11 protein-coding genes are annotated in these 11855 nt (G+C 69.8%); 7 read left to right on the forward strand and 4 right to left on the reverse strand.

Annotation, left to right across the window (positions count from 1 at the left end; translation table 11 throughout):
- From OHA61_RS38110 to OHA61_RS38120, 3 genes are all read left to right on the forward strand, one after another.
- On the forward strand, positions 1 to 648 hold the full coding sequence (locus OHA61_RS38110) for an NAD(P)H-binding protein (protein WP_406306966.1): 648 nt from the start codon (positions 1 to 3) through the stop codon (positions 646 to 648).
- Positions 645 to 1730, forward strand: a complete 1086-nt coding sequence (locus OHA61_RS38115; protein WP_406306967.1) for a hypothetical protein — start codon at positions 645 to 647, stop codon at positions 1728 to 1730. The genes OHA61_RS38110 and OHA61_RS38115 overlap by 4 nt, the downstream gene beginning before the upstream one ends.
- Before the next feature lie 204 nt (positions 1731 to 1934).
- Positions 1935 to 2168, forward strand: a complete 234-nt coding sequence (locus tag OHA61_RS38120; RefSeq protein ID WP_266485718.1) for an Lrp/AsnC family transcriptional regulator — start codon at positions 1935 to 1937, stop codon at positions 2166 to 2168.
- 61 nt (positions 2169 to 2229) lie between these two features.
- Here the strand turns inward: OHA61_RS38120 and OHA61_RS38125 are convergent, their stop codons facing one another.
- The gene (locus tag OHA61_RS38125; protein WP_406306968.1) at positions 2230 to 3087 is read right to left on the reverse strand and encodes a glycoside hydrolase family 16 protein; all 858 of its coding nucleotides are present in this window, start codon (positions 3085 to 3087) and stop codon (positions 2230 to 2232) included.
- Between the two features lie 806 nt (positions 3088 to 3893).
- Here OHA61_RS38125 and OHA61_RS38130 point away from each other — a divergent pair.
- Positions 3894 to 5507: a diguanylate cyclase domain-containing protein gene (locus OHA61_RS38130; RefSeq protein ID WP_406306969.1), complete on the forward strand. Its 1614-nt coding sequence runs from the start codon at positions 3894 to 3896 to the stop codon at positions 5505 to 5507.
- A gap of 85 nt (positions 5508 to 5592) precedes the next feature.
- Positions 5593 to 6111 carry an HAD family hydrolase gene (locus OHA61_RS38135; RefSeq protein WP_406306970.1) on the forward strand — a complete coding sequence of 173 codons (519 nt, stop codon included), beginning with the start codon at positions 5593 to 5595 and terminating at the stop codon, positions 6109 to 6111.
- 168 nt (positions 6112 to 6279) lie between these two features.
- Here OHA61_RS38135 and OHA61_RS38140 read toward each other — a convergent pair whose 3' ends face one another.
- Positions 6280 to 6594: a hypothetical protein gene (locus OHA61_RS38140; protein WP_324973673.1), complete on the reverse strand. Its 315-nt coding sequence runs from the start codon at positions 6592 to 6594 to the stop codon at positions 6280 to 6282.
- 115 nt (positions 6595 to 6709) lie between these two features.
- Entirely contained in the window at positions 6710 to 8365 is a 1656-nt protein-coding gene (locus OHA61_RS38145; RefSeq protein WP_406306971.1) for a LuxR C-terminal-related transcriptional regulator, read from the reverse strand.
- A 273-nt stretch (positions 8366 to 8638) separates the two neighbouring features.
- Here OHA61_RS38145 and OHA61_RS38150 point away from each other — a divergent pair, with 273 nt between their 5' ends.
- Positions 8639 to 9028 carry a VOC family protein gene (locus OHA61_RS38150; RefSeq protein WP_361913367.1) on the forward strand — a complete coding sequence of 130 codons (390 nt, stop codon included), beginning with the start codon at positions 8639 to 8641 and terminating at the stop codon, positions 9026 to 9028.
- Positions 9029 to 9251: 223 nt separating this feature from the next.
- Here the strand turns inward: OHA61_RS38150 and OHA61_RS38155 are convergent, their stop codons facing one another.
- Positions 9252 to 10244 carry an IS481 family transposase gene (locus OHA61_RS38155; protein ID WP_406305180.1) on the reverse strand — a complete coding sequence of 331 codons (993 nt, stop codon included), beginning with the start codon at positions 10242 to 10244 and terminating at the stop codon, positions 9252 to 9254.
- Between the two features lie 832 nt (positions 10245 to 11076).
- On the opposite strand from OHA61_RS38155, the gene OHA61_RS38160 reads away from it, so the two are divergent.
- Positions 11077 to 11592, forward strand: coding sequence for a GNAT family N-acetyltransferase (locus tag OHA61_RS38160; RefSeq protein ID WP_406306972.1), 516 nt, complete (start codon positions 11077 to 11079; stop codon positions 11590 to 11592).
- Positions 11593 to 11855: the final 263 nt, after the last annotated feature.

Consider the following 11855-nt stretch of genomic DNA (forward strand, 5'->3'; position numbering starts at 1 on the left):
ATGGCTCGGATCGTGATCGCGGCATCGGGCTATCGCGGGTCCACCGGTCTGCTGGTCGCCGGCGTGGCTCGCGAGCGGGGCCACGGCGTCGTCGAACTCACCGATCTCGGGGACGATCCCGCTGTCGGCCGGGCCCTCGACGGCGCGGACGCGATCGTGCTCATCCCGCGGCGCGGCAACGCCTGGCGCCACACGCACCAGGCCGTACGCACTCTGATGGCCGCAGCCACGCCCGTCGGCGAACTGCCGCATCTGGTGCTCCTCAGCTCCTTCGCCGTCGGCCACGGGCCGGCCCACCCCCTCAACCGGATCGACGACGCGCTGCTGCCGGGCCGGGTCGCCGCGGAGGAGGAGCTGCGCGCCGGTGGCCTGCCCTACACGGTCGTGCGGCCCACCTGGTTCACGGACGACCCCCCGGGTTCCCACGCCCTGACCTTCACCCAGCACCCGAGGCCCGACGGCATGGTGGCCCGTGCCGACATCGCCGCCACGCTTGTGGCGGCGGTCGAGATCCCTGCGGCCCGCTCCACCACCTTCGCCCTCTACAACGAGCCCGGGGAGCCGGTCGCGGACTGGGCCGCGGCTTTCGCCCATCTCCGCCCGGACACGGACGACCAGCCGGGCCCCGACCCCGAGGACTTCTCATGACCTCGCTCCCCGAAGCCCAGCACGCCTGGGAGTCGACGTTCCGTACCGATCCCGATGGCCGGCCCCTGGCACCACTGTTCCACCGGTTGTTGATGCTCGACGTCGTGGGTACGCCGACGCCGGACGACGTCGCCCGGCTGGAGGGTGCGCTCCAGAGTCTCGAGGCGGAGTTCCCGTACGGCCCGGACGGACTGCTCACCGCTCTGGCCTGGGGACCCGGCTGGTTCGAGCGGCACACCCCCCTGCGCCGCTCTCCGGTCGGGCGGCCGCTGCCCATGGCCCGTTGGGAGAATCCCGTCCTCGAAGAGATCGATGCCTGTCTTCATCTCGCCGGCGACGACGAGGAGTTGCTGGCAGACATCAGCGGCCGGCTCTTCGGAGCGGGCCCCCTCGACCAGCGCACCCGGTTGCGGCTGCGCGAGGTACGGACCGGATTCGTGGGCCGTGGCCTGCCTGCCCGGCGGCTGCCCGGCGCGGGCCTGCCTCGGAGCGCGCCGCTGATGCTCGGCTTCCACTCGGGTCTGCGCGGCAACCAGGCCGACGAGGACAGCATCACCATCACCGAGGGGCCGCTCGCCGGTGGGACGACGATGCACGTGAGCTATCTGACGCTCGACCTCGACAGCTGGTACGAGCAGGACGCGGACGCCCGCAGCGGCCACATGTTCTCCCCACGCGTCAGCGCCGAAGCCGCCGGGAAACTGGTGGAAGACGCGCGGAGCGACGCCGATGACCTGCCCGCCACGGCCGCGTCTCACGGAGTCGTCGGCCACGCCCAGGCCACCGGACGAGCCCGCCTGAACGGCCGCGCCCGTATCAACCGCAGGGACTTCGCCACCCTCGACCACGGCACACCCGGCACACACTTCGTGTCCCTGCAGCGCACGATGGAGGACTTCCACGCGACCCGCGCGGTGATGAACGCGGCAGACGCACCGTCCCACCACCCCGCGGTCGGAGTCCGGCGTCGCAACGGCATCAACGCTTTCATCGAGGTCCGCAGCCGAGCGACCTTCGCCGTTCCGCCGCGCGGCACGAGGTCATTCCCCTATCTCTCGGCACCGGCTCCAGCCACGCCCTGATACCCGGCAGGATGGCGTCAGCTGCGTCATCGCGACCGCCGCCTCGCGTATCACCCTGACAGCAGTTCTGTCGGGACCCTGCCACCTCCCCTGCCACGTGGTCACGCGTCGCACGACGGCGCACACTGGCCTTGTCCGCGAGGGCACAGCGCCGTGGCGCCCGCCCCGCGGGAGTGCCTGCTGCGAGGCGCAGGGAGGTTCGTCATGGTCGAGGCCTACATCTTGATCCAGACCCGAGCGGGCACGGCACGTGATGTTGCCGCGGCGGTGTCGGCCATCCCCGGCGTGCTGCGAGCCAAGGCGGTGGCCGGCCCGTACGACGTGATCGCACAGGCCGAGGGGGAGACCGTGGATGACCTGGGCCGCCTGGTGATCGCCCGGATCCAGCAGGTCGAAGGCATCTCCCGCACCCTTACCTGCCCGGTGGTCGAGCTCTAGCCAGTCGCGCCTCACCGGCGGGCGACCGCCCGGACGGGCGCAGCGGTGGTCGCGAGGTTCGTCAGGCGGTGCCGCTGGTGAGGACGGAGACCTGGTCGACGAGCATGGGACTGCCGGGGCGGGTCCTCGGGGTGGGTGTGCTCTTCCCGGCGAGAGCGTTGGGGAAGCCGCCGCCGATGGCCAGGTTGAGGAGGATGAAGTGCCCGTGGCCGGTGGCGGCAGTCCAGGTGGCCTCGTCCACCTGTGCCGAGCTGACGGTGTGGAATTGCCTGCCGTCGACGGACCAGCTCAGCCGCTCGGGCTGGGCGGTGCGATCCCAGTCGAGGGTGTACGTGTGGAAGTGGCCGGTGCAGCGTGTACGCGGGCAGCTGGTGGTGGCGGCGATGCCGGTGCTTTCGTTGCACGGGCCGCCGGTGGGGGTGCCGCAGTGCATGACGCCCCAGATGCGGTTGAGGCCGTTCACGTTCTCCACGATGTCGAACTCGCCGGCGGTGGGTGAGGGTGCCTGGCCGGTACGGAAGGGCGCGCCCATGGTCCACAGGGCGGGCCAGTAGCCTTCGGCGGCGGGGCCGGTGACGGCGGGGAGTTGGATGCGGGCCTGGATGCGCAGTCTTCCGCCGGCGGGAGGCTGGAAGTCGCTGCGGCGGGTTTCGATACGTCCGGAGGTCCATCGCCCGGCACGGTCCCGCAGCGGTGTGATCCGCAGGTTGCCATTGCCGTCGCGGCTGAGGTTGGCCGGGTCCGCGGTGTAGGTCTGGACCTCGCCGGTGCCCCACTGGGGTGGACCGCCGGGGTATCCGGTGCCGAGATCGATGATCCACTTGTCGGCGTCGGGCAGACTGCCCGCTGCCCCGTCGAAGTCGTCGGCCAACTCCAGCCGCCACACGCGTGTGGCGGACGCCGGGGCACCTGCGGTCACCGGTGCAAGGCTCACGCAGCAGGCAGCCAGCGCGACGGCCACCGTGCGGCGTGTGCGGCTCCTGAGCAGCGACAGCTTCATCGAGTCCCGCTTCCCGCGCCGTGGTGGCGACCGATCCTTGTTCCGACGTCCATGCTTCCGCACCTTATGTGCGGTGATGCCCGGTTGGTTCGTGGCGCGCCCGGCCAAGGGGAGGTGCAGGCAGCCTGGTCGCCTCCGCACCCCACACGGTCGTTGAACTCGACCTGCACACCGAGGCCACGGGACGCTGCCGGGTCTCGGCTACCAGCTCGACGACGCGGTGTCATCGGCGCACAGAAGCTGTCGCTATTTCAGGTGAAACCCCCTCGCGGTCATACGACTCGGGCAATAGATCCCTCTACCCTCTTATCGCACTTGAGTAGACCACGGAGCTGTCCAGGGAGCTTGTGTCTGCCCTTCTGAGCTCGATCACCTCGGGGGTTCGCATGATGCGGGGAGGGGCCGGTCGGGGTGGTTCGATTCACGCCGCCTCTGGCGGCCGGCTGCAGGTGGCAAGGGTGGGCAAGGCGCTGTGCATCGGGTCTGCGGTCACCGCCGCAGGGGGAGTGGGTGTGACGGCGGCCGCGTCACTGGGGGCAGGCATCGGCGTGCCGGCAGCGCACGCGGTGGCCGCCCTCTCTCTGCTTGCCCGTACCCGGACAGCGCCGGGCAGGGTGCGTCCTCGCATGATGCTCCTCGCTGCTTCGGTGGCAGGGGGTGGTCTTCACCACCTGGTGCTGGGGCAGCTCGCTTCGACTTCAAGAGGCTCTTCTGTTCTCTCTTCTGTGGTTGAGCTGCTGGCAGTTGCAGGGCTCACCGTTTGTCTGGGGCTGGGTGTCGCCGGACTGGTGGTGGCAGCCGCGGACGGCGGCACGACCCTCGTCTGGTTACGGCGGCTCCTGGACGGATGGATGATCGCAGGATCGCTGCTCACGCTGAGCTGGGTGCTGCTCATGCATCGCGGCGAACAAGGCGGTGATGTGTCGGGGTCGCTGTTGGATCTTGCCCGCGTCGTGACGGACATCCTTGTCCTGGGACTTCTGGTCGCCCTGCGCTTCTGCCTGAGACGGGGGGAGCGCACATCGGTCACCGTGTCGACCGTGGCTCTCGTCCTCCTGGCGATGAGCGACATGCTGCGCATCCTCTTGACCGCGCCCGGCGCCTGGTACGGGATGCCACTCGCGCCGACATGCTCGATGACCGGGCTGTTCCTCGTCGCCGCCTCGCCGTGGCTGCCCGGCGGCGCCAGCGTGGTGGGAGTCGACCAGCGGGAGATGCCTGTCGTCGGGGTAGTGGCGGCCTTTGTGCCCGTGGTCGTCTGTGTGCTGGCCATGGCGGCGCACACCCTTGCCGGCGGCCACACCGATGTCGTGATGGTCGTCCTGGCAGGTTCTGTGCTTCTCGGGCTCGGCATCCGACAAGGCGTCACCCACGCCGACCATCTGCGTATCACGCGGGAGGCCGCAGCACGTGAAGCCCATTACCGCACGCTGGTCGACGGGTCGAGCGACGTGATCACCATCGTCGGCCCGGAGGGTCGCCTGCTCTACATCAGTCCTGCCGTCCGCCAGGTTTTCGGATACCGGCCCGAGGATCTCGTAGGCGCCCGCCTGCCGCTGTACGCCCACCCCGACGACCTGGACCAACTGATGCAAGCCGTCGAGAAACTGCGCCAGGAGGCCGAGTCGGGTGCCCGCGGCCCCGGCAGCTACGTGTCCTGTCGGGTTCGGGCCGCCGACGGGCGATGGCGCCAGGTCGAATCGACGATCAGCCACCACCCCGACGGGCTCGTCTTCAACAGCCGTGATGTGACCGAGCGGGCCGCGATGCAGGCAGAGCTTGAGCACCTGGCATTCCACGACGCGCTGACCGGATTGCCCAACCGGGCGTTGTTCGCCGACAGAGTCACGCACGCACTGCGGAAGAGGACCACATCCACGACCCCGCCTGCGCTGCTCCTCTTGGACCTCGACGGTTTCAAGGCGGTCAACGACTCCGCCGGACACGCCGCAGGCGATGCCGTGCTCGTTCAGGCTGCCCGCCGGCTCCAGGCATCAGTACGTGCTGAAGACACGGCCGCCCGTCTGGGCGGTGACGAGTTCGCCGCACTGCTGGAGGGAGAGGCGGGAGCAAGCCAGTTCCGGACCGGGGAAGTTGCGGAACGGATCCTCTCCGCCCTGGCGAAGCCGTACCGCATCGGCAGCACTGATGCCGCGGTCTCGGCTTCCATCGGAATCGCGGTAGCCACTCCCGGGATCACGCCCGACGAACTCCTGCACAACGCCGACCTGGCCATGTACGAGGCCAAAGCTGCCGGAAAGGGCCGCATCCGAATCCACCGCCAAGAGCCGCGCCACATCCACTGCGAGGCCTCGCTTCCCGCCACCACGAGAAGGTAGATGAACACGAGGTCGCGCAGCCGGTTCGTCGAACGCCCCGAGAATATCGAGGCCGCCTGACCGAACAGGCTCCTATGCTGCGGGGATGATCAAGCCGATTGAACTCGTGATATTCGACTGCGACGGGGTGCTGGTCGACAGTGAACGCATCGCGGCACGCGTCCAGGTCACCTTGGGGGCGGAACTGGGCTGGCCGCTCACCGAGGACGAAGTCGTCGACCGGTTCATCGGGCGCTCCAGCGCCTCCATCCGCGAGCAAGTCTCGGCCAGGCTCGGCCACGAGGCGGCCGCAATCTGGTGGGAGCGCTTCGAACAGCTCCACCATGACGCGGTGGATGCCGGGTTGTCCCCCGTCGAGGGATTGCCCGAGGCACTCGACGCCGCCCCGGACTTGTTCCTGTACGCCGCTGAGAAAATGGGAGTCGACCCAGCGGCCTGTGTGGTGGTCGAGGACAGCCGGCCCGGCGTCCAGGCCGCCCGCGCCGCCGGCATGCGGGCCTTCGGCTATGCCGGCGGACTGACCCCGGCCGAGCGGCTGGAAGGCGCCGACACCGTCGTGTTCCACGACATGCGCAAACTGCCCAATCTCATTGCCGAACAGTGACCGCCACCTTCCCACCGGTCCGCAGCCCCACCGCGCTTGTTGTGTTCCAACAGCACTGAGTCCGCCGTCAGTTGGGGAGTCCGGGGTCTCAGGTGCAGTGACCTGAGAGCGACGCCGACCTGCCTCTTGTCCACGCAGGCAAGAGGCAGGCCGGCGTCATGTTCTGGGTCAGTGGGATGCGGCCTCTCGACGATGCATCATCGGCACCGTGGCCAGACCGAGCGGCCGCTCGCTGAACGCCGGCTCGGCCGCGACCTCGAAGAACGTGTTGATGCTCGAGTCGCCCAGGATCGTGTCGACGTACTCCTGGACCGTCGCCACGGAAGGCGACTCCCACAGGCACACCACCTGCGAGGTGTCCGTGCTGGGGTAGAACTGCAGGACCCGGACGCCCTCGGGAGCGCCGTCCCCGGTCTGCAGCCGCTCTCCACGCGGGAAGGCGGTGCTGGGGTCCTGGATCGCATGCTTGGCCACGACGTACATCTCGGCCTCCTTCGCCCGGCGGCCCCCGGGCGGGGCCGGTCATGGCCTTGACGCTACGGAGACGGCTCGGGGTCCGGCATCGCTCGAACGCACCATTCGGTGACCCGACCCGTGGTCAGGACCGACCACGGGCGCGGGCCAGGCCGTGTTCGAAGGCAAACGCGCTCGCCGCAGTCCGCGACCCCACGTCGAGCTTGGTGAAGATGTTCTGGAGGTGCCGGGCCACGGTGTGCTCGCTGATCACGAGCCGCTCGCCGATCTCCTTGTTGCTGAGCCCGCCCGCCAGCAGCCCCAGCACCTCGACCTCCCGCGCAGACAGGCCGTGCCGGTCCCGAGGCGGAGTGCCGAGCGCCTCGACGGCAGCCAGGTCGGGCGCCGCACCCAGTCCGGCAAAGGCCGTCCTCGCCGACTCCAGCTCCAGCGCGGCCGACTCCTCGTCACCGAGAGCCCGGCAGGCCCGGCCCACCAGCACCCTCGCCCGCGCCGCGTGGTACGGCGCCCCGAGGTCGGCCCAGCCCTCGAACGCCCGGCGGGCGCCCCGCAGTGCCGGCTCGACCTCGTCACGGGCGAGGTCGAGCGACGCGCGGGCATGGGCATGGGCGGCGACAAGAGCCTCGGTGCGATGGCGCCTGAGGATCAGCTCGAACTGCTCGCAGGCCGCCCGTGCCGCGTCGAGGTCGCCCAGCGCCAGCATGATCTCGACGTACGCCGGGAGGAGCGCCGCCTGCTGCAGCGCCTCCACCTGTTCGAGCATGCCCCGCCGGATCGCCGCAGCCGCGGCGTCGACCCGGCCCTGGACGAGGTTGAGCAGGGCGAGCCCGGGCAGCGGGTCGCAGCCCAGCTCGCTGGCCGCGCGGTAGCACGCTTCCGCCGCGTCGACGTCCCCGCGGAGGCGGTGGATCTCCCCCTGCCGGTAGTGCGCCTTCCCGGTCGCGATCCGGTTGAGCATCCCGCCGGTGAACCGCTCCGCGGCCACCCCGGCCTCGCGTGCCGCGTCGTCCCAGGCGCCTTCCAGCTGAAGCATCTCCGCGAGGTGCACCAGGCACAGGCCGTTGTGGGCGACCATCTGTGGGCGGTCCGCGCACCAGGCCGCGAGCGCGTCGGTCCACTCGCGCGTGTGCCGGACCTCCTGGGCGTCGTGGCAGAAGTCGATCGTGTTGCAGTAGACGATGCCGCTCACCACCGGGGAGAGCGCCCCGGAGCAGACCACCACGAGGAGCTCACCGGCGAGACCGAGACCCTCCTCCGTCCTGCCCTGCTTGACCAACGCCCGGGCCTGGTCGTCCCTCGCCAGCCACGCGAGGTCCGCGTCACCGAAGCGGTCACCGATGGCCGCCGCCTCGGCGGCGGTGGCGAACCCGTCCTCCCAGTCGCCCCTCCCCATCTGCCGCAGCCAGAGGGGGATCAGCAGGTAGCCGCGCTCCACACAGTCCTCGCCCGACTCGTCGACGAGCCGCCGGCCCAGGTCGAACCAGCCGGCTGCGCGCGCACCCTGCCCGCGGAACAGCAGACTGTGCCCGATCCAGAACGCGGCCCGGGCCGCCGCGGGGGCCCGCCCGGCTTCGAGATGGGCTCGGTGGGCCGCCTCGAGCGCGGCCACGTACTCCTCGTCGCGCCCCAGCATGTACGCCGCGCGGGCGAGCGTCTCGAGGTCAGCGGCGGCCGGCTCCCGCGCGGCACGGGCGAGACTCAGCGCGTCGTACGCCTCGAGCCACGCCTCGCGCTGCGCGCAAGCGCGACCCTGCTCCAGCAGGACGTCGGGATCCGGCACATGTCGATTATCGACCCGCCGACCCGCGCTGTCGCCCGCTCTCCTTCGACCCGGCCGAGGGTCAGGCGGCCGACGGCCCCCGCCTCATCCCGGTCAGGAGAAGGCCAAGGTCCGCACCCGCGGTTACGTCACGTCCGCACACGGGTGAGGAGCCCACAAACCAATGGCGTAGTCGAGTGGTCCTCGGCACGCTGACGTACGAACATCTCCGTCGAAAACTGCGATGAACGTGTGGCCTTTGACGGACCCGCTACTCGACTGGGAGGTCCTGACATGGCCAGTAAGTTCACCGAGCTTGCGATCGACTGTGCCGATCCCCATGGTCTCGCCCGGTTCTGGTGCTCCGTCCTTGACTACGAGGTGCAGGACGAAGACGACGGAGTTGTCACAATTGGCTCCCCAGTGGTGCCTGAAGGCAAGAACCACCTTGGCCCAGTGCCACCGACGTTGACATTCGCGCACGTGCCCGAGGGCAAGACCGTCAAGAACAGGCTCCACATCGACGTCAACCCAACCGACAGGGAGCAGGACGAAGAGGTCGGTCGCCTGCTCGACCTAGGCGCTCGACACGCCGACGTCGGCCAAACGGGAGAAGAGGGCTGGGTCACCCTTGCCGACCCGGAGGGGAACGAGTTCTGCGTTCTCGCGGACCGCCGCCCGTGACCGGAAGCCGCACACCGCGCCGGACCTGCTTCCGGTCACTTATCCACGCGACGACGGCACCGGCGGCGTCCGGAGGTCCGCCGCGGCGCCCTACGGCAGATTGTGCTCGACTCGATGGGGGCCTTACGGCTAGTTGGTTCGAGGATTCGCGCCCTCCGGGTTGGGCGATCCTGCATGGGTTCCGGCCGCTGTCGACAACAGGTGACGGCCCTTGCGTATTGAACTAGCTGTACTGCCCAGGGACGTTGGTCAACCTGGTGATGGGTGGTTTGCCGCTGGTTGCGGTGTGGGGGCGGTGGTGATTGTAGTGATGGAGCCAGGCCGGCAGGGCTTTGCGGCGGGCTGATTCGCTGGAGTAGAAGCGGCCAAGAGCCCAGCCGTCGGCCAGGGTGCGGTGGAAGCGTTCGACCTTGCCATTGGTCTGTGGCCGGTAGGGCCGGGTCTTCTTCGGCGTGATTCCCAGCTCGGTGCAGGCCTGGGTCCAGTGCCGGGAGCGGTAGGCCGAGCCGTTGTCGGTGAGCACCCGCTCGACCCTCACGCCGCGGGCGGCGAACCAGTCGACCGCGCGTCGCAGGACACCGACCGCCGTGGCGGCTTTCTCGTCGTCGCAGATCTCGGCGTAGGCGACCCGGGAATGATCGTCGACGACGGTGTGGACGAACGCGGTGCCCAGCAGCGGTCCGCGGTACTTGTTGCGGGGCCTGTCCGGGGTCGCGGCGCGGTTCCTGCGGCCCTGGACGCGTCCGACGTAGCGCCAGCCGCCGCCGTCGGGAACGTTCCCGAGCTTCTTCACGTCGATGTGGAGCATCGCGCCGGGATGGTCGTGTTCGTAGCGGCGGACCGGCTCGCCGGTGGCGCGGTCGATGTGCGAGAGCCGGTTGATCCGGCACCGGGTCAGGACCGCGTGCACGGTGGAGGCAGGCATGCCGAGCCGTCCGGCGATCTGGACCGGGCCCAGACGCTGCTTCCAGCGCAGGTGCACGATCTTGCGGACCTGCGGCTGCGTGGTTCGGGCAGGACTGCGGTGCGGCCGTGAGGACCGGTCGCCCATGGCCTGGGCACCGGACTCGGCGTAACGGACGGCCCACCGCTTCGCGGTCGGCCAGGACACGTCATAACGCTCGGCCGCACGAGCGACCGGCCACCCGTCATCAACAATCAGACGCGCCAGGCGAAGACGGGCACGAGGAGTCAAAGCAGCGTTAGCGTGAGACACGAAGGCCTCCAGGTTGGCGGAGCGGTTCCTAGACAGCTCCACTCCACAACCGGAGGCCTTCGCCATCTCACAGATTCAGACCGTGTCGTCGCACAAACTCAACCAACCTGCCCGGGCAGTACAACTAGCACATCGCCCCGCAGCTGCGATGTCGGCGGCGTAGGCTCGAAGTTGGGTGCCGGGTCGCGCCTCCCCCGTCGCGATCCGGCACCCGTCCGTCCCGTGCCAGTTCGGTCTCCCGGTGGGTGCGGGCGGCGCCCGCCCGGCTCGTCGATGAGCTGATCGCGCAGAGGGTGCCGGATCGGGTCGTGGCCACCGCCGGGCCATGTTGCGGCTGGTGGACGCCGTGCAGGCCTGGCCCCGGGGGCCGCGAACGTCAGCCCGGCCACCGTGTTGGGAGGCAGCCGAGCGTCACCGCGCCCGGCGCGCGTGCGCGCCGGACCTGCCCCGGCCGGGGCTCGATGTGGCAGCGGGCCGCGATCGCCGACCGGTCCTGCGACGGCTCCACGGGGCACGGCTCGGTGGTCTGGGCTTCAGAGCGCCAACTGCGTTGCGTAAATAGCCAGTTGGGCAGCCATCACTTTCGATCCGGGTGTCAGGTGGGCGGCCCGGACTCCTCGCCGTCGCAGAGGGCAAGGCGAACGCTGGGCCGGGGAGTCCCTTCCGCTGCGTTCCGTAATGGGTCGTGTGCTATCTGTGATCAGTATGGCGTGAACCCGTCTTGAAGCGGCCGGGGGAGTGGCAAAAGACTTGCCCTGCGCCGACGGGGGACTGGCGCTCCGCTGTACTCCGTGGCACATCAGTCAGGTTCGCGATTTGAGGAGACTGCCGAATGCCCGACGCCGGGCCCCGAGGCACCGCACACCCGATCATGCTGACCGACGGCACCACCACTCGGACCCGGGAGGTGACACCCGATGACCTCGGACCGGTCCAGGCTCTCCACCGCCGTTGCTCGCACGGCAGTCGAGCCCTGCGCTACCACGCGGGTAAGCCCGAGCTGTCTCCGGCCGGCTGGCGGCTGCTGTCAGACCCGGAGCGCGGCACTACCTTGGTGACCACCACCGTCGAGCGCCGGGACCGTATCATCGCCATGACCAACGTCATGCGGACCGACCGGCCGGGGGTGGGCGAACTCGCCGTGCTGGTCGAGGATGAGTGGCAGTCCAAGGGGCTGGGCACCGCGCTGGCCGCACACGCGGCGGATGTGGCTCGCCGTGCCGGCCACCACACCCTGACCGCCGCGGTCGCCGCGGTCAATACGCCGATGCTTCACGTCCTGGAGAGTCTGGACGTACCGCCCGTGCGCGTCTCCGGGCCAGTACTTGACGTCCACATTCCGTTGTAGCGGGGCCCTGAGGACTGCGGCGCGGGAACGGTACAGCTCCTGATCACCGACGTTGCGCCGATGGCGCGGTTTTTGGCTGCGGATCAGTAGCTGATCGTCAGCCTGAAGGCACGTGCCCAGGCAGAAGGCCTGCATCTGACGGGGGAGAGGGGCGGATTGCTTCAGCGGTCGGCCAAACGGCTACAGGAGTCCGCCCGGGAGGGCCCCGGCCGGGAAGCGCGGCGGCAACAACGACGACAACTCCCGCACTCGCACCCGCTCCA

It is taken from the genome of Streptomyces sp. NBC_00885, from assembly GCF_045207475.1.
Classification (GTDB): Bacteria; Actinomycetota; Actinomycetes; order Streptomycetales; family Streptomycetaceae; genus Streptomyces.